Source organism: Bacillus haimaensis, assembly GCF_048270625.1.
GTDB classification, from domain to species: domain Bacteria; phylum Bacillota; class Bacilli; order Bacillales; family Bacillaceae_I; genus Sutcliffiella_A; species Sutcliffiella_A haimaensis.
The window spans coordinates 688,826-706,407 of record NZ_CP158164.1; the positions used below are offsets into that span (position 1 = coordinate 688,826).

General features: G+C 43.6%; 18 protein-coding genes and 1 riboswitch. Of the genes, 17 read left to right on the forward strand and 1 reads right to left on the reverse strand.

What is annotated here, in order from left to right:
* Positions 1–119: 119 nt before the first annotated feature.
* The 8 genes from ABN702_RS03285 to ABN702_RS03320 all read left to right on the forward strand — a co-directional run bounded on the left by ABN702_RS03285 (position 120) and on the right by ABN702_RS03320 (position 8,815).
* Positions 120–710, forward strand: a complete 591-nt coding sequence (locus ABN702_RS03285; protein WP_224838323.1) for a TetR/AcrR family transcriptional regulator — start codon at positions 120–122, stop codon at positions 708–710.
* Between the two features lie 34 nt (positions 711–744).
* Positions 745–1,518 (forward strand): enoyl-CoA hydratase, encoded by a 774-nt coding sequence (locus ABN702_RS03290; RefSeq protein ID WP_417899380.1) that lies wholly within the window; start codon positions 745–747, stop codon positions 1,516–1,518.
* 64 nt (positions 1,519–1,582) lie between these two features.
* Positions 1,583–2,356 carry an electron transfer flavoprotein subunit beta/FixA family protein gene (locus tag ABN702_RS03295; protein ID WP_417899381.1) on the forward strand — a complete coding sequence of 258 codons (774 nt, stop codon included), beginning with the start codon at positions 1,583–1,585 and terminating at the stop codon, positions 2,354–2,356.
* A gap of 41 nt (positions 2,357–2,397) precedes the next feature.
* Positions 2,398–3,375, forward strand: coding sequence for an electron transfer flavoprotein subunit alpha/FixB family protein (locus tag ABN702_RS03300; RefSeq protein WP_417899382.1), 978 nt, complete (start codon positions 2,398–2,400; stop codon positions 3,373–3,375).
* 232 nt (positions 3,376–3,607) lie between these two features.
* Positions 3,608–3,922 carry a thioredoxin gene (gene trxA / locus ABN702_RS03305; RefSeq protein WP_204416222.1) on the forward strand — a complete coding sequence of 105 codons (315 nt, stop codon included), beginning with the start codon at positions 3,608–3,610 and terminating at the stop codon, positions 3,920–3,922.
* 374 nt (positions 3,923–4,296) lie between these two features.
* Positions 4,297–6,069 carry an excinuclease ABC subunit UvrC gene (uvrC, locus tag ABN702_RS03310; protein ID WP_417899383.1) on the forward strand — a complete coding sequence of 591 codons (1,773 nt, stop codon included), beginning with the start codon at positions 4,297–4,299 and terminating at the stop codon, positions 6,067–6,069.
* 70 nt (positions 6,070–6,139) lie between these two features.
* Positions 6,140–6,326: riboswitch (Lysine riboswitch) on the forward strand.
* Between the two features lie 178 nt (positions 6,327–6,504).
* Entirely contained in the window at positions 6,505–7,746 is a 1,242-nt protein-coding gene (locus ABN702_RS03315) for an aspartate kinase (RefSeq protein ID WP_417899384.1), read from the forward strand.
* A gap of 124 nt (positions 7,747–7,870) precedes the next feature.
* Complete coding sequence (locus tag ABN702_RS03320; protein WP_417899385.1) at positions 7,871–8,815, forward strand: carbohydrate kinase family protein; 945 nt, start codon at positions 7,871–7,873, stop codon at positions 8,813–8,815.
* 239 nt (positions 8,816–9,054) lie between these two features.
* Here the strand turns inward: ABN702_RS03320 and ABN702_RS03325 are convergent, their stop codons facing one another.
* On the reverse strand, positions 9,055–9,495 hold the full coding sequence (locus tag ABN702_RS03325) for a YslB family protein (protein WP_417899386.1): 441 nt from the start codon (positions 9,493–9,495) through the stop codon (positions 9,055–9,057).
* 354 nt (positions 9,496–9,849) lie between these two features.
* On the opposite strand from ABN702_RS03325, the gene ABN702_RS03330 reads away from it, so the two are divergent.
* From ABN702_RS03330 to rph, 9 genes are all read left to right on the forward strand, one after another.
* The gene (locus ABN702_RS03330) at positions 9,850–10,458 is read left to right on the forward strand and encodes a succinate dehydrogenase cytochrome b558 subunit (protein WP_417899387.1); all 609 of its coding nucleotides are present in this window, start codon (positions 9,850–9,852) and stop codon (positions 10,456–10,458) included.
* 33 nt (positions 10,459–10,491) lie between these two features.
* Positions 10,492–12,252, forward strand: a complete 1,761-nt coding sequence (gene sdhA, locus ABN702_RS03335) for a succinate dehydrogenase flavoprotein subunit (protein ID WP_417899388.1) — start codon at positions 10,492–10,494, stop codon at positions 12,250–12,252.
* The gene (gene sdhB / locus ABN702_RS03340) at positions 12,252–13,016 is read left to right on the forward strand and encodes a succinate dehydrogenase iron-sulfur subunit (RefSeq protein ID WP_417900809.1); all 765 of its coding nucleotides are present in this window, start codon (positions 12,252–12,254) and stop codon (positions 13,014–13,016) included. Before sdhA ends, sdhB begins: the two co-directional genes overlap by 1 nt.
* A 93-nt stretch (positions 13,017–13,109) precedes the next feature.
* The gene (locus tag ABN702_RS03345; RefSeq protein WP_417899389.1) at positions 13,110–13,574 is read left to right on the forward strand and encodes an acyl-CoA thioesterase; all 465 of its coding nucleotides are present in this window, start codon (positions 13,110–13,112) and stop codon (positions 13,572–13,574) included.
* A gap of 137 nt (positions 13,575–13,711) precedes the next feature.
* Complete coding sequence (gene gerE, locus ABN702_RS03350; RefSeq protein ID WP_047972062.1) at positions 13,712–13,936, forward strand: spore germination transcription factor GerE; 225 nt, start codon at positions 13,712–13,714, stop codon at positions 13,934–13,936.
* A 230-nt stretch (positions 13,937–14,166) separates the two neighbouring features.
* Entirely contained in the window at positions 14,167–14,619 is a 453-nt protein-coding gene (locus ABN702_RS03355) for a MarR family winged helix-turn-helix transcriptional regulator (protein WP_417899390.1), read from the forward strand.
* A gap of 9 nt (positions 14,620–14,628) precedes the next feature.
* A complete protein-coding gene (gene racE / locus ABN702_RS03360) occupies positions 14,629–15,438 on the forward strand; it encodes a glutamate racemase (protein ID WP_417899391.1) in 810 nt (269 codons plus the stop codon).
* Between the two features lie 148 nt (positions 15,439–15,586).
* Positions 15,587–16,678 carry a GerMN domain-containing protein gene (locus ABN702_RS03365; protein ID WP_417899392.1) on the forward strand — a complete coding sequence of 364 codons (1,092 nt, stop codon included), beginning with the start codon at positions 15,587–15,589 and terminating at the stop codon, positions 16,676–16,678.
* A gap of 136 nt (positions 16,679–16,814) precedes the next feature.
* The gene (gene rph / locus ABN702_RS03370) at positions 16,815–17,582 is read left to right on the forward strand and encodes a ribonuclease PH (protein ID WP_417899393.1); all 768 of its coding nucleotides are present in this window, start codon (positions 16,815–16,817) and stop codon (positions 17,580–17,582) included.

The following is a 17,582-nucleotide window of genomic DNA, read 5'->3' on the forward strand; positions in this document are numbered from 1 at the left end:
TTCTTTTTTCTACCATTCTCAGAATAATATGATAAGATAGTAATTGACAGTTCTTTTCGTGTAAAGTATTATAAAATTATGAATGATTATTCATTCATTTTGCAAAAGGAGAGAACAGGTTGAAACAACAACAAAAACCTAAATACAAGCAAATAATAGATGCCGCAGTCATTGTTATGGCAGAGAACGGCTACCATCATGCACAAGTTTCCAAGATCGCGAAACAGGCAGGAGTAGCGGACGGAACCATCTATTTATATTTTAAAAATAAAGAAGACATCCTTATTTCGCTCTTTCAGGAAAAAATGGGGCTCTTCGTCGAAAAGATTCGTCAAGAAATTGCAGGAAAATCGACATCAAAAGAGAAACTATTAACATTGATACAAAAACATTTTTCCATGCTAGCAGCCGACCATCACCTGGCCATCGTGACCCAGTTGGAACTAAGACAATCCAATAAAGAGCTCCGCTTGAAGATTAACGAAGTGCTAAAAGGGTATCTAATGGTAGTAGATGAAGTCCTGACTGTCGGGAAAGAAACCGGTGAGTTCAGGGATGATCTCGATGTGCGCCTCGCAAGGCAGATGGTGTTCGGGACGATTGATGAAACCATTACCACTTGGGTGATGAATGATCAGAAGTATGACCTGACAGCCATTGCACCGCGTGTACATGATCTGTTAATCAAGGGGTTTGGAGCCACACCTTAAGTGGCTCCGGTTTTATACATAAGGAGGGATGGACATGAATTTTCTACAAGTGAATGTGGAGGATAGGGTTGCCGTAATTACCATTAGTAAAGCGCCGGCAAATGCTTTATCGTCCGCAGTTTTGAAAGAGCTTTCAATTGTTCTAGATGATATGAAAAATCAGGAGGAAGTTCGTGTAGTGCTTCTTCACGGGGAAGGCAGATTCTTCTCGGCGGGAGCGGATATCAAGGAATTCACCACTGTTGAAACAGGAGAAGAGTTTGCACAGCTGGCTAAATTCGGCCAAGACCTTTTCGAAAAGATGGAAACCTTCCCGAAACCGATAATCGCTGCCATCCATGGCGCTGCACTCGGCGGAGGGCTGGAGCTTGCAATGGGCTGCCATATCCGTCTTGTTACGAAAACAGCAAAGCTTGGCTTGCCTGAGCTTCAGCTGGGACTGATTCCCGGTTTTGCAGGGACACAGCGTTTACCTAGATTAGTAGGATCTGCTAAAGCTTTTGAAATGCTATTTACCAGTGACCCGTTAACCGGGGAAGAAGCTGTCAAATGGGGCCTTGCAAATCATGCATATGAAGAAGAGGCTCTGATGGGTGAGGCTTTTAAAATGGCGAAGAAAATCGCACAAAAAGGACCAATATCTGTGGCATCTGTCATTGAATTGGCCCGCTACTCCAAAACGCAGGAATTCTATAACGGCGTTCAAAGGGAAGCGGAGCTGTTTGGAAAAGTATTTACTTCCGAAGATGGAAAAGAAGGCATCCAGGCGTTTATAGAAAAAAGAGCTCCCGAATTCAAAGGGAAGTAATTTTTTTATCTATAAAAAACAGAATATTACTAATAAAACTAATGTTTAAACAGGAGGTACTGTGATGAATATTTATGTGCTACTTAAAAGAACGTTTGATACGGAAGAAAGACTGACGGTGTCAAATGGTGGGATAAATGAAGACGGAGCGGAATTTATCATCAACCCTTATGATGAATATGCAGTGGAAGAAGCGATTAGAGTAAGAGACGCTCATGGTGGTGAAATCACCGTGGTTACAGTTGGAACGGAAGACGCGGAAAAAGAGCTTCGTACCGCGTTAGCAATGGGTGCAGATAAAGCAGTGCTGATCAATACAGAGGATGATATTGAAAATGGCGACCAGTTCACAACGGCGAAAATTTTGGCGGAATACCTAAAAGACAAGGAGGCAGATCTGATCCTTGGTGGAAACGTAGCCATTGATGGCGGATCTGGTCAAGTTGCACCGCGTGTTGCAGAACTGCTTGACATCCCTTACGTAACAACGATCACAAAGCTTGAAATAGAAGGGCAAAAAGTAACCATCACTCGTGACGTGGAAGGGGATTCAGAAGTAATCGAGACATCTCTTCCATTATTGGTAACAGCTCAGCAAGGTTTGAATGAGCCACGCTATCCATCATTGCCTGGTATCATGAAGGCAAAGAAAAAGCCTTTGGAGGAACTGGAGCTTGATGATCTGGATCTTGAAGAAGATGATGTGGAAGCAAAAACAAAAACATTGGAAATCTATCTGCCGCCTAAAAAAGAAGCGGGAAGAGTCTTACAGGGCGAGCTTGATGCACAAGTAAAAGAACTTGTGGCTGCACTTAGAAATGAAGCGAAAGTAATCTAACCTATACAGATAGATCGATACATGGACAGGAGGAGACAAACATGGCAAGAAAAGTATTAACTTTAGCAGAGGTACGTGAATCGGCATTACGTAATGTTTCATTTGAAGCGATTGCTGCAGGTAAAACAGTGGCAGAGGGTGGAGAAGTTGTTACCGTATTAGTGGGAGAAAGTGTTGGTTCCCTGGCACAGGAGCTTATTGCATACGGAGCAGACCGTGTCATTACTGTAGAGCACGCCAATTTGAAAACGTATACATCGGATGGATATGCGCAAGCATTAACGGCTGTCATCGACGCAGAAAAACCGGAAGGACTGATTTTCGGACACACTGCATTAGGAAAAGACCTTTCACCAAAACTAGCAAGCAAGTTGAATTCTGGACTTGTTTCCGATGCAACAGAAGTAGAAGAAGTGGGTGGAAACCTAGTGTTCACTCGTCCGATCTACTCAGGTAAAGCGTTTGAAAAGAAAATCGTAACGGATGGTCTTATCTTTGCAACGATCCGTCCAAACAACATCGCAACGCTAGAAAGGGATGATGCCAGAACTGGTGACGTATCCTCTTTGGATGTAGATGTAAAAGACCTTCGTACCATCATTAAAGAAGTGGTTCGCAAAGCAACGGACGGTGTCGACCTTTCCGAAGCGAAAGTAGTAGTGGCAGGCGGCCGTGGAGTTAAGAGTACAGAAGGATTTGAACCGCTAAAAGAGCTGGCTGATGTGCTTGGAGCAGCAGTTGGAGCATCCCGTGGAGCATGTGATGCGGACTATTGCGATTACTCCCTGCAAATAGGGCAGACAGGTAAAGTCATCACTCCTGACCTTTATATTGCTTGCGGTATCTCAGGAGCGATCCAGCATTTGGCTGGTATGTCCAACTCCAAAGTTATCGTAGCAATCAACAAAGATCCGGAAGCTAATATCTTCAAGATTGCGGATTATGGAATTGTTGGAGACCTGTTCGAAGTTGTACCTTTATTGACAGCAGAATTCAAAAAGCTATTGGTAACAAACTAAGGCAGAGGACAGACCAAGCGAGTGGGGTACACTCGCTTGGTCGTTTTTTATTGGAAAACCGCAAATTAATTTTGAAAAATAGGTTAAAACTAGAGTGAAGCAAATAATTAGCGTCCGTTTTTCGGAAATGCTATACTCTAGCTATACTGAAACTCTGAAAGATAATCCATCTGGCAGAGAGAAACCAATTAACATACGTTAATTGTGACATAAACGTTTAGGAGGAATTATAATGGCTATTCAAAATGTAACAGATCAAACTTTTACGCAAGAAACAAGCGAAGGCTTAGTTTTAGCAGACTTCTGGGCACCTTGGTGTGGTCCTTGTAAGATGATTGCTCCAGTACTTGAAGAACTAGACCAAGACATGGGCGACAAAGTGAAAATCGTAAAAGTCGACGTAGACGAAAACCAAGAAACTGCTGGCAAATTCGGCGTAATGAGCATCCCGACTTTACTTGTTATCAAAAACGGTGAAGTGGTAGATAAAGCAGTTGGTTACCAACCTAAAGAAGCTTTAGCTGAACTATTGAACAAACACGCTTAAGCCTAGCTGATAGCGTTCTGAAAGTCCGGTGTCCCTTGTTAATGATAAGGGTGCCGGGCTTTTTTGTATGAAAAGGTTTGTAAATTATTTTATGTATCTAGCTGTTGATTGGAGCAATAGGCGAAGACTCCTGCGGGAGTTAGCGGTAGGCTGGAGACCCCGCAAGGCAAAGCCTGAGGAGGCTCCAGCATCGCCCCGCGGAAAGCGCAGCCTAGTGCGGAAATCAACAGCGGTGTTTCAAGAACCTTGTTAGATTAGCAGATCCAGATTCATTCAGCTAATGGGTAAAGATCGCACCAAACTCAAAATGGAACAAAAAAACAGATAGATGTATAATAAAAGGAGACAAATCATTGGTTGGGGTGAAAGGGTAAATGGAACAGAACATAAAAGAAAAGCTTGCGATATTGCCTGACCAACCAGGATGCTACCTCATGAAGGATAGGCAGGGTACCATCATCTATGTAGGAAAGGCAAAGGTGCTGAAAAACCGGGTCCGCTCATATTTTACAGGCAGTCATGACGGCAAAACGCTGAGACTGGTGAATGAGATTGTGGATTTTGAATATATTGTCACGTCTTCAAATATTGAGGCATTGATACTCGAACTGAATCTTATAAAGAAGCATAATCCGAAATACAATGTGATGCTGAAGGATGATAAGCGCTATCCTTTTATAAAAATTACGGCGGAGAAGCATCCTCGACTTCTCATTACAAGGAAGGTGGCAAAGGATAAGGGTAAGTATTTCGGACCCTATCCCAATGTACAGGCTGCCAATGAAACCAAGAAGCTGCTAGACCGCGTCTATCCGTTGCGTAAATGCATGACCCTGCCAGACAGGGTCTGCCTTTATTATCATTTGGGCCAATGTCTTGCACCTTGCGTGGAGGACATATCCCAGGAAACGAACAAAGAGATGGTCGATGGGATTGTGCGATTCCTTAACGGCGGATATAAAGAGGTCAAGGAAGAATTGACCGTAAAGATGCAGAAGGCCGCAGAGGATCTGGAGTTTGAACGAGCAAAGGAATTTCGCGATCAGATTCTGAATATCGAAGCCACGATGGAAAAGCAGAAGATGGAAATGAACGACTTTGTTGACCGTGATGTGTTTGGGTATGCGGTGGATAAGGGCTGGATGTGTGTGCAGGTGTTCTTTATCCGACAAGGCAAGCTGATAGAACGGGATGTATCACTTTTCCCGATTTATAATGAACCGGAGGAGGATTTCCTGACCTACCTCGGACAATTCTATTCCAAACAGAATCACTTTGTACCAAAAGAGGTGATGGTGCCGAATGGAATCGAATTGGAGATGGCGCAGGCCCTTCTGCAGACCAATGTGATGCAGCCGCAAAGAGGCAAAAAGAAACAATTGGTTGACTTGGCGAAGAAAAATGCCAAAGTAGCCTTGGTGGAGAAGTTCTCCTTGATTGAACGCGATGAAAAGAGAACAATCAAAGCGGTGGAAAACCTTGGTGAGGTTCTTGGAATTGAAACACCCTTAAGAATTGAAGCATTCGACAACTCGAATATACAAGGGACAGATCCTGTTTCTGCGATGGTTGTGTTCATCGATGGCAAGCCTGAAAAAAGAGAGTACCGGAAATACAAGACGAAAAGCGTACAAGGACCGGATGATTATGAATCCATGCGTGAAGTGGTAAGAAGAAGGTACACGAGAGTACTGAAGGAATCCCTGCCACTTCCAGACCTTATCATCATTGATGGCGCAAAAGGGCATATGTCTGCTGTTAGGGATGTGCTCGAAAACGAGCTGAACCTCTTTATACCGATTGTCGGTCTTGCAAAGGATGAGAGGCATCGAACGAGCAATCTACTGGCTGGAGAAGACGCCATGATTGTCCCGCTCGAGCGGACGAGCCAGGAGTTCTACCTGCTGCAGAGAATCCAGGATGAGGTTCATCGATTTGCGATTACATTCCATCGCCAGCTAAGGAGTAAAAATGTCTTCCACTCCGTCTTGGACGATATTCCGGGAGTAGGGGCAACAAGGAAAAAAGCGCTGCTCAAGCAGTTTGGATCTGTTGCAAAACTGAAGGAAGCAACAGTGGAAGAGATTCAGCAGGCGAAAATCCCACGCCCCATCGCTGAAGAAATTTTTAATAAATTACAGGAATAGGTATTGTATCTATTCTAGGAGTCTGATATAATCACTATTAATTTCATAATGTGCCACTTCAAACTAATGAAGTGATGATAGAGGTGCGAACTTCAAAAGTATGTAATCGGAGAAGAAAGAGCTTCCGAGAAGATTACGGAAAGGGGAGGATCGCCGAAGTAAAAAAAAGTCTCTTTTTCTTTTTTTTACTGGTTCTGCGTTTAAGAAATGTAGGACTGTCAGGCTGTTTTTGTGCTGCCTGGAGAGCTATCTCACGCGTGAACGGTTTTTATATTTTGCCAATCACAGCAATGAGACAAAGCTCATTGCTGTTTTTTTATACCTTCATACAGGAAATAGTCACGGGTTTAAGACTCATTTCTTCGCGAGGTGCATCCATTGGGCTTTCTATCTTTTACATTATGATGAAATAAACTAGAAAAGGGAATGGTGGGTATGTCAACGATTGTTGTACAAAAATTTGGAGGAACTTCGGTCGGGTCTGTTGAGCGAATTCAGCATGTTGCAAAACGAGTTATTTCTGAAGTGGAAAAAGGCCACAAGGTAGTGGTGGTGGTTTCTGCCATGGGGAAAACGACAGATCAGCTGTTAACGTTGGCAAATGCAATCAATCCACACCCGAGCAAACGCGATATGGATATGCTTCTTACAACTGGGGAGCAGATCACCATTTCACTTTTAGCTATGGCGCTTCAGGTCAGAGGCCATGAAGCGGTATCCCTGACTGGATGGCAGGCCGGTATTCGGACAGAGCCTGTACATGGGAATGCCAGAATCACCCATATTGAAACAGACCTTTTGAAAAGCCATTTGGCTGCAGGGAAAATTGTGATTGTGGCAGGCTTCCAAGGGATTACGGAGACGAATGAAATCACAACACTTGGCCGAGGTGGTTCCGATACAACGGCTGTTGCATTGGCTGCTGCTCTGGAAGCGGACAAATGTGATATCTATACAGATGTAACCGGAGTGTTTACGACGGATCCCCGTTTTGTGAAAGAAGCAAGAAAATTGGCGGCAGTATCCTATGACGAAATGCTGGAGCTTGCCAATTTAGGAGCGGGTGTATTACACCCAAGAGCGGTTGAATTTGCGAAAAATTATGGAGTGCAGCTTGTTGTGCGTTCAAGTATGGAAGAGGAAGAAGGCACCATCATTGAGGAGGAAGTTTCCATGGAAAAGAGTTTAGTAGTAAGAGGAATTGCGTTTGAAGATCAGATTACCCGTATTACCGTATGTGGATTGCCGAATGAGCTACATACTCTATCCACTATTTTTACAACATTGGCAAAACATAGCCTGAACGTCGATATCATCATCCAGACAAGTATGGATAAAGATACAACTAATATCTCCTTCTCTGTGAAAACGAAGGATGTGGAAGAGACTATCCAAGTGCTCGAGCAATATAAAGAGCATCTGGGCTTTACTCATATTGAAAAAGAAAGCAACTTAGCGAAGGTTTCCATCGTTGGGTCCGGTATGATTTCCAACCCTGGTGTAGCTGCGGAAATGTTCCAGGTGCTGGCGACGGAAGGCATTCATGTCAAAATGGTAAGTACTTCCGAAATCAAGGTATCCACAGTGGTGGATGTAGGAGTAATGGTGAAGGCTGTAGAGGCGTTGCATGTAGCGTTCAAGCTTGGGGAAGAATCAGTGGAGAGAGTATTGAACTAGGTGAAGTGGGAGGAGCGTCCTTTGAGGGTGCTCTTTTTTTATGAATATGAATCTGGGGGACAGGCATCTCTTTTAGTGATAATCTATAAGAAAATGCCTGGAGAGGTTAGAGGTGTAATCATAGATGAAAAAGAGTAATAAAAGCCATGTTATAACTTATGGGGATGCTTTTGTCGATTTCATTGCCAAAGATATAACAAACAAATCATACAATACCTATCTTGGTGGAGCTTCATTAAATGTAGCAGTAGGCTTGAGTCGCCTTAAAGTTCCATCCTATCTTATGACGGTAACTGGTGAAGATGAAAACGGTCAGTTTGTCCGCAATGAACTTTTAAAGGAAAACGTGCGACTTGATTACGCTCAAGTAATTCCAGAGAAACAAGTGACTGGAGTATACGTGCATCTTATGTCCGATAACGAAAGAATCTTCCACAAGTATATGGATGAAACACCTCACGTTCAATTGGAGAAAAATTATCTTGCTACTGAAGCATTTCTGCAAGCTTCCATTTTTCATATAAGCTCAGGGACAATGTTCCACTCTATAGCGCTTACGACCACTCAACAAGCAGTGGCAATGGCGAAAAAAGCCGGAACCCTCATTTCGTTTGATGTAAACATCAGACTGCTGCGATGGGAAAGCGAAGCACAATGCAGAAATACGATTCACTCCTTTTTAACTGAAGTGGATATTCTTAAATTAACGGTCGAGGAACTGTTATTTCTAACGGAAACTTCGCAAATGGAGGATGGAATCGATAAGCTTGTGAGATTGAATATTCCTTTGATCCTCGTGACTGTTGGGGAATCAGGTACATATGCAATACAAAATCAAAAAACTTATCACATACCCGTAAAGAAAGTGGAACCAGTGGATACAACCGGTGCCGGGGATGCCTTTATGGCAGGTTTACTTCGATATGTTTACTTTAATGGCATACCATCTACATCAGAAGCACTCTTTCAATGCATCGCCTTCGCCAACAATCTTGGGGCACTTGCAACAACAAAACATGGGGCCATGACAGCAATGCCCCGTTTGGAAGAAATTGACTGGGGGATGTAGCTTTTATCGGATACATTAAAATCTTTAGCGCCAAGGAAGTACCTCTAAAAGGAGTTCGGCATCAACTTTGCCTTTTTCGGCACGAACTAGGCTGACTTTGGCACGAACTCGGTACTGTTCGGCATCAACTCACCCATTTTCGGCACGAACTATGAACTCTGGTGAATTCGAAAGCAGTACCCACCAGTCAAAACAGAAAGAAATAAGCGCATGCCTCAGCATGCGCTAGAAAGTATAGGTTATTTGTCCCATTGGACGGTGATGTAGATCTCCTGGCGTTTTTTCTGCTCTTCGATTGCCTCGGCAGTTTTGCCTTTTTGGCGTTGAACTTGTTCTGCAAGAAAGCCGGCTTCAAGCTGGAAGATTGCGTCCTTATTCAACTCAAGGCGTCGCTTCACCATGTCACCGCTAAGAAGGTATTTGATCTCGTATTTTTTCTGTTCAATGATCTCAAGATCTCCCCATCCCGCTGCTTTGAAAAATTGCGAGATCTCTTCCTGGGTGCCAATAGTGAATCGTCTTGCAAGCTGCTTGCCGGACCAATAGATGATCTGTGTGTGATCTTTTCCCAAAAGGTCTGGAAGGAGCATGTCGCGTATCAGTTCGTACCCAAAAACAGGGACTTGTAACGTTGTGTCCATTTCTTCTTGTTGTTCTTGCAGCTTGTTTGCTTCGGTCAATTTACTTCCCCTCTTTCTACTACCCTCATTATATAATAAAGCCCTTCACAAATAAATGAAGCGGAAGAAGTATTTTATACTAGAAAAATATTATCTTATTTTTCTGACATATTAAACTGCACTTGACTTTTTCAAAAATTACAATTTTTGTACGCGTTTTCTTGACGCTTCTAATATGGGGGAGTAAAATAAACTTGTCACATATTTGTCGATATATCTGTAAAGGCTTTCATTATATTGAAAGTTTAAAAAAGGGATGCGGGAGTTCGAGTGATTTTTTACTATAATAGATAGTGAAAGAAAGAACTTGTAAACATCTAATCTATTTTCCTACATTAAAAAGGGGGTTAAGTGATGGCAACAGAACGTGAATTTTTACTTCGAAGACTCCACTCGCTTCTAGGAGTCATTCCGGTTGGTATTTTCTTAATTCAGCACTTGGTTGTTAACCATTTTGCTACAAAGAGTCCGGATGCATTTAACAAAGCGGCACATTTTATGGAGAGCCTGCCGTTCCGTTATGCTTTAGAAATTTTTGTGATTTTCCTGCCAATTCTATTCCACGCAATCTACGGCTTATATATTGCTTTTACAGCAAAGAACAATGTAAGCAAGTATGGGTATGGACGTAACTGGATGTTCATGGTTCAACGTTTCACGGGAATTGTTACATTGATTTTTATCGTATGGCACGTATGGGAAACACGTATTGCAGCTGCAAGAGGAGCGGAAGTAAACTTTGATATGATGGCTAACATTCTTGCTAGTCCTGCTATGTTCGGGTTTTACGTTGTTGGTGTAATTGCAACGATTTTCCACTTCGCAAATGGCCTTTGGTCTTTCTGTGTAAGCTGGGGAATTACTGTAACTCCTCGTTCTCAACAAATTGCTACCTACGTGACAATGGGTATCTTTGTCGCTCTTTCAGTCGTAGGAGTTCGAGCATTATTAGCATTCGTATAAGACCTATAGCAACTATTAAGGAGTGAGTTACCATTGAGTAAAAAAATTATCGTGGTCGGCGGTGGATTAGCGGGCTTAATGGCTACCATTAAGATTGCAGAAGCCGGTGTACCAGTGGATTTATTTTCATTAGTACCAGTTAAACGTTCTCACTCGGTTTGTGCCCAGGGTGGAATTAACGGGGCAGTAAACACAAAAGGAGAAGGGGATTCTCCGTGGGAGCATTTTGACGATAGCGTATATGGTGGGGATTTCTTAGCAAATCAACCTCCAGTTAAAGCAATGTGTGAAGCGGCACCAGGGATCATCCATCTTTTGGACCGTATGGGCGTTATGTTCAACCGTACACCTGAAGGACTTTTGGATTTCCGTCGCTTTGGTGGAACACAGCATCACCGTACAGCATTCGCTGGAGCAACAACAGGCCAACAATTATTATACGCACTGGATGAGCAAGTTCGCCGCCATGAAGTGTCCGGACTTGTTACGAAATATGAAGGTTGGGAGTTCCTGGGAACTGTCGTCGATGATGAAGGCGTGTGCCGTGGGGTTGTTGCACAGAACCTGACAAGCATGGAAATCGTTTCGTTCCCTGCTGATGCTGTCATCATGGCAACAGGCGGTCCTGGAATCATTTTCGGTAAATCAACAAACTCTGTCATCAATACTGGTTCTGCTGCATCGATCGTGTATCAGCAGGGTGCCTACTATGCAAACGGTGAATTCATCCAGATCCATCCTACAGCGATTCCGGGAGACGACAAGCTTCGTCTGATGAGTGAATCTGCTCGTGGAGAAGGTGGACGAGTTTGGACATATAAAGATGGGAAGCCTTGGTACTTCCTTGAGGAAAAATACCCTGCCTACGGTAACCTTGTTCCTCGTGATATTGCAACACGTGAAATCTTTGACGTGTGTGTAAATCAGAAGCTGGGTGTAAACGGCGAAAACATGGTATACCTGGATCTTTCCCATAAAGATCCGAAAGAACTGGATATCAAACTTGGTGGAATCATCGAAATCTATGAGAAGTTCATGGGTGATGATCCTCGTAAAGTACCAATGAAGATCTTCCCGGCTGTTCACTATTCCATGGGTGGTCTGTGGGTCGATTATGACCAAATGACAAACATTCCAGGTCTATTTGCAGCAGGAGAATGTGATTACTCACAGCATGGTGCGAACCGTCTAGGTGCCAACTCCCTACTTTCAGCCATCTATGGCGGTATGGTAGCTGGTCCAAAAGCGGTTGAATACATGAATGGACTTGAAAAATCTACAGATTCTCTTGCCACTTCTCTATTCGATCGCTATGTAAAAGAAGAAGAGCAGAAATGGAACCGCATCATGACGATGAACGGTACGGAGAATGCATATGTCATTCACAAAGAGCTAGGCGAGTGGATGACAGACAACGTAACAGTTGTACGTTACAACGATAAGCTTTTACAGACAGATGCGAAAATCCAGGAACTTTTAGAGCGTTATGATAATATCAATATCCATGACACAGCAAAATGGAGCAACCAGGGAGCGGCGTTCACCCGTCAGCTATTCCACATGCTTCAATTGGCGCGTGTCGTGACAATCGGTGCATATAACCGTAATGAAAGCCGCGGAGCGCACTATAAACCGGACTTCCCGGAACGTAACGATGAAGAATTCCTAAAAACAACAATGGCGAAATTCACTGGCCCTAAATCTGCACCTGAGTTCCATTACGAAGATGTGGATGTAAGCTTGATCCCGCCGCGTAAGCGTGACTATTCCAAGAAAAAAGGGGGTAAAGAATGATGGCTGAACAAACAAAAACAGTAACGTTTAAAGTGAAGCGTCAAGATGGTCCTGATGGAACCCCTTTCTATGAAACATTTGAATTGCCTTACCGTCCTAACATGAACGTCATTTCCGCCTTGATGGAAGTGCGTCGTAATCCTGTGAATGCAGACGGAAAAGCTACGACTCCTGTAAACTGGGACATGAACTGTTTGGAAGAGGTCTGTGGAGCGTGCTCCATGGTGATCAACGGAAAGCCTCGTCAATCCTGTACAGCGCTTGTCGATCAGTTGGAGCAGCCGATCGTGCTTGAGCCGATGAGTACTTTCCCGGTTGTCCGTGACCTGCAGGTGGACAGAAGCCGTATGTTCGATTCCTTGAAAAAGGTAAAAGCTTGGATTCCAATCGACGGAACATACGATCTTGGGCCTGGTCCTCGTATGCCGGAGAAGAAACGCCAATGGGCTTACGAGCTTTCTAAATGTATGACATGTGGTGTTTGTCTCGAAGCATGTCCTAACGTAAACAGCAAATCGGACTTCATCGGTCCTGCTCCTCTTTCCCAGGTGCGACTATTCAATGCGCATCCAACTGGGGAGATGAACAAATCAGAACGCCTGGAAGCAATCATGGGTGACGGTGGACTTGCAAACTGCGGTAACTCACAAAACTGTGTGCAGTCTTGCCCTAAAGGCATTCCATTGACCACTTCCATTGCGGCACTTAACCGCGATACGACTATCCAGATGTTCCGTAATTTCTTTGGCAGTGACCAAGCATAAATAAAACGAACGCCTCTTTCTTGTTAAGGGGCGTTTTTTTACAAATGAATGATTTATCTGAAGATATTGAAAATAAATAGGAGGGTAAGGGTAATGAAAAATACAGCTTATATCAAGGATATGCATCATTGGATGAATGAGTTCTCATTCAGTCATGAGGTGACAGTCCGCTTCTCGGAAACCGATATGTTTGGGCACATGAATAACACTGTTCCATTTGTCTATTTTGAAGAGTCAAGAATTGAGTTCTTTAAAGCATTGGGATTCATGCAGGATTGGACAAAGCCCTCGAGCAGCACCATTCCTGTGGTGGCAGATCTGCAATGCGATTTTCTGAAGCAGGTGTATTTCGGGGAGAAGCTGGAAATCTATGTGAAAGCGAATGAGTTGGGGACATCCTCTGTGGACCTGCATTACCTCGGAAAAAGAGAGAATGGGGAACCTTGCTTTGTTGGAAGAGGTCGGATGGTTCAACTCAACAAGCATACAGGAAAAGGGGAAGCTTGGAGCGCGGAACAGCGCCATTTATTCCTTTCTCCGCTCTCAATAAATAATTAAAGCCTTTTTTTCCTTTTTAGATGAAAAACTGCATATTTAGATGTAACTCCATCCTGCCTGCTAACATATTATACCATGACTAAATATACACCCATCCGCTAGTTCAGCTCTGGCTAAGGCAAGGAGGGTTACAATTATTGAAGGAGAAAGAGTTTCAACCAAAGCCATTGCTTACCAAAAGAGAAAGAGAAGTATTTGAGCTGTTAGTTCAAGATAAAACAACAAAAGAGATTGCTGGTGAGTTGTTTATCAGTGAGAAAACAGTTCGGAACCACATTTCAAACGCTATGCAAAAGCTGGGAGTCAAGGGGCGGTCCCAAGCAGTTGTCGAGCTTCTTCGCATGGGAGAGTTAGAGCTTTAATAATCTGCCGGCTATCTATTAACAATTCGTTAAGGAAGATAGTCGGTTATTTTATTCAAAACCCAAGTATTGCGATTGGTTCTCATATGATTATTGATTGTTACATCTTGCTTTTTAGAGGAAAACATAAGAGAATGGTAAGGAGAAGATTTAATTTCGTATTGCTAATAACTTCACAAGTCCTTTCAGAATATAGATAAAAAGACATATATGTAGAAAGAGGGTCGGGAATGACAATGCAAAATGAGTTAGTATCAGAAGATCAATTGGTAGCGGATATTGAAAAATCATTAAGGTACATAGCGACACTAGTAAAACAGAAAGGTCGCGAAATCCTTAGCAATTATACGATTACACCACCACAATTTGTTGCCTTGCAATGGTTGATGGAAGGCGGGGATATGACGATCGGGGAGCTTTCCACCAAGATGTATCTTGCGTGCAGCACGACAACAGACCTAGTAGACCGCATGGAGAAAAATGAACTCGTACAGCGAGTAAAAGATCCCAACGACCGCCGAGTGGTACGCATCCACCTGCTGGAAGAGGGCGCACGGATCATTGAAGAAGTAGTGCATAAGAGACAGGATTATTTGCGAAACATCCTAAAGAACTATTCACAAGATGAGATTTTCATGTTAGAAAAGTGTTTAGCACGATTACATCTAGAAATGAAAGAATGAGGGATTTAGTTGCAAAGACCAATTGGCGTAATTGATTCGGGAGTTGGAGGCCTTACAGTTGCAAAGGAAATAATGCGACAGCTTCCAAAAGAAAGAATTATCTATCTTGGTGACACAGCCCGTTGTCCGTATGGGCCAAGACCTGCTGAAGAGGTCCGCAGGTTCACTTGGGAAATGACAAGGTTTCTGCTGCTGCATGATATCAAAATGCTTGTGATCGCCTGCAATACCGCAACAGCAGTTGTGTTGGAGGAAATCAGGGAGCAGCTGGACATTCCTGTCATTGGTGTCGTGGATCCAGGTGCCCGAACTGCACTGAAAGTCACGTCCAACAATCATGTTGGCGTAATCGGTACAGTAGGAACGGTGAATAGTGGTGCTTATGAAAACGCGTTGAAATCAATCAATAACGACGTCTCAGTTGACAGCCTTGCTTGTCCCAACTTCGTCCCATTGGTGGAAAGCGGGGAATTCGAAGGAGAAGCTGCCTTTGGCATAGTCCGTGAAACCTTGATTCCTTTCCAGGGGATGGGCATGGATACGCTGATTCTCGGATGCACCCATTATCCGCTGTTGCGACCTACCATCCAGGAAGTGATGGGACCTGATGTCCAGTTGATCTGCTCAGGGGACGAAACAGCAAGGGAAGTGAGCACCATCCTGAACTTTAAGAAACTACTGAACTGGACTATCTCCAAAGAGGAGCATGTATTCTATACAACAGGCTCCCGAGAGCTTTTCGAAAAAATTGCTTCCAAGCTGTTTGAACAGCAGGTCAAAAATGTGAAGACGATTGTTTTGGAACCCATATCGATATAAAGTCATGGACTCGATAGGCAATAATAGAAAAACTCTTTCCTTTTCGGAAGGAGTTTTTTCTTTTTGGACAAATTCTTTTTTCATCCGGTCTATTTTAGACATAGGGCTCGTATACATGTTAGTACAAACCGTCTTAGGAGGGAAACCTATGTCTAATAAAAAAGTGAAAATGACTGCTGCAGCTGTTCTTGCATCCTCTGTATTATTGTCTGGATGTGGATTATTCGGAGGGGATGAGCAGGCCACGCCTGAAGCAGATATTCCAAAGGATGTCAGTTATGTGGATGATGCCGAAGATGTAACAGAAGAAGCAGAAGGTACTGAAGCAGATGGTACAGGAGCGGATGGCGAGGAAGAGGCTGTAACGGAAACTACCAAAAGGGAATTATACTTAATCGACAGTAACGGCTATGTTGTATCCCAAACATTTGATTTGCCAAAGACGGAAGGTACAGCAAAACAAGCCTTGGAATACCTGGTGAAGGGCGGTCCTATCGAGGAACTGCTGCCTAATGGATTCCGTGCGGTTCTTCCGGCAGGTACAGAGGTGGATGTGAACCTGAAGGAGGATGGCACCATTATTGCTGACTTCTCCAATGAGTTCATTGAATATGATAAAAATGATGAAATGAAAATCCTGGAATCCATCACTTGGACGTTAACACAGTTTCCAAACGTGAAAAAAGTCCAGATCCAGGTAAACGGACATAACCAGGAAGTGATGCCTGTAAATAAGACACCAATCGGAAAAGGGGTAAGCAGGGCCAACGGTATCAATCTTGATACTTCTGAAACGGTGGATATCCGGAATACTCGTGCGGTAACCCTCTATTTTGTTGCTGAAAACAATGAAGGAGATCCGTACTATGTTCCTGTCACGAAGCGTTTAGCGATGACTGAGTCAAACGACTATACAGCAATCGTCAATGCGTTGGTTGCCGGACCTTCCTATAATTCAGGCCTGACGAAGGAATTGAGCAATGAAATTAAGCTTTTATCTGAACCGAAATATGCAAATGGCAACCTTACACTGGATTTCAATGAAGATATCCTTGGGCTCGAGGAGAAGGTAGTTTCCAGAGCAGTAGTGGATTCCCTTGTCCTGACTTTAACTGAGCAAGCCGGAGTAGAAACAATCTCCATTACAGTGAATGGGGAGGGCGACTTGATGGCTACAGACGGAACGAATGTATCCGAGCCTGTTGCTAGACCCGAAAATGTGAATACAGGAAGGTTTTAATCTCTAAAATTTGATATACTAATGGAGGACATGTGAAGAGGTGGGTAACTGCCTCTTTTTCCTATTGATTCGTGATCATACACTCTTACTGTTGGACAGTTATCATGCTGCCTACTATAGAAAAGGAGTTTAGAATATGTCGAGAGTAGATGGAAGAGACAATAATGAATTAAGAAAAATTGAAATTATCCCTCATTACATAACCCATCCGGAGGGAAGTGTCCTGATCACAGTTGGGGAGACAAAGGTTATCTGTACTGCTACCGTCGAGGATCGAGTACCCCCGTTTATGCGTGGACAGGGCAAAGGGTGGATAACCGCCGAATATTCCATGCTGCCTAGAGCGACGGAGAAAAGAACCATGCGTGAATCCACAAAAGGAAAAGTATCAGGCCGTACGATGGAGATTCAGCGTCTGATAGGAAGGGCGCTGCGGTCAGTGGTGGACTTGGAGAAACTCGGAGAAAAGACAATCTGGATTGACTGTGACGTGATCCAAGCCGATGGTGGTACAAGAACTGCATCGATAACAGGTGCCTTCGTTGCGATGGTTCTCGCATTCCAAAAACTTGTTGAGGCAAAAAAAATCAAAGCCCTGCCAATCATAGATTATTTGGCAGCTACATCAGTTGGAATCGATGCGCAAGTTGGGCCGATCCTCGATTTGAATTACATAGAAGATTCGAAAGCGCAAGTGGATATGAATGTCGTCATGACAGGTTCGTTGGACTTTGTAGAGCTGCAGGGAACTGGAGAGGAAGCCACTTTTTCCAGAAAACAGCTTAATGAGCTATTGGACCTTGCAGAGGAAGGGATGCTACAGCTGGTTGAATGCCAAAAGCAGGCCCTTGGTACAATCGCTGAAAACATTGGAATATCAAAAGAGGAAGTGAACAGACTGTGA

Excerpts from the sequence above, each read along its gene's own strand:
- ABN702_RS03290 (WP_417899380.1), top strand. The coding sequence starts at position 745 with ATGAATTTTCTACAAGTGAATGTGGAGGATAGGGTTGCCGTAATTACC.
- ABN702_RS03295 (WP_417899381.1), top strand. The coding sequence starts at position 1,583 with ATGAATATTTATGTGCTACTTAAAAGAACGTTTGATACGGAAGAAAGA.
- ABN702_RS03300 (WP_417899382.1), top strand. The coding sequence starts at position 2,398 with ATGGCAAGAAAAGTATTAACTTTAGCAGAGGTACGTGAATCGGCATTA.
- trxA (WP_204416222.1), top strand. The coding sequence starts at position 3,608 with ATGGCTATTCAAAATGTAACAGATCAAACTTTTACGCAAGAAACAAGC.
- uvrC (WP_417899383.1), top strand. The coding sequence starts at position 4,297 with ATGGAACAGAACATAAAAGAAAAGCTTGCGATATTGCCTGACCAACCA.
- ABN702_RS03315 (WP_417899384.1), top strand. The coding sequence starts at position 6,505 with ATGTCAACGATTGTTGTACAAAAATTTGGAGGAACTTCGGTCGGGTCT.
- ABN702_RS03320 (WP_417899385.1), top strand. The coding sequence starts at position 7,871 with ATGAAAAAGAGTAATAAAAGCCATGTTATAACTTATGGGGATGCTTTT.
- ABN702_RS03330 (WP_417899387.1), top strand. The coding sequence starts at position 9,850 with ATGGCAACAGAACGTGAATTTTTACTTCGAAGACTCCACTCGCTTCTA.
- sdhB (WP_417900809.1), top strand. The coding sequence starts at position 12,252 with ATGGCTGAACAAACAAAAACAGTAACGTTTAAAGTGAAGCGTCAAGAT.
- ABN702_RS03345 (WP_417899389.1), top strand. The coding sequence starts at position 13,110 with ATGAAAAATACAGCTTATATCAAGGATATGCATCATTGGATGAATGAG.
- ABN702_RS03355 (WP_417899390.1), top strand. The coding sequence starts at position 14,167 with ATGACAATGCAAAATGAGTTAGTATCAGAAGATCAATTGGTAGCGGAT.
- ABN702_RS03365 (WP_417899392.1), top strand. The coding sequence starts at position 15,587 with ATGTCTAATAAAAAAGTGAAAATGACTGCTGCAGCTGTTCTTGCATCC.
- rph (WP_417899393.1), top strand. The coding sequence starts at position 16,815 with ATGTCGAGAGTAGATGGAAGAGACAATAATGAATTAAGAAAAATTGAA.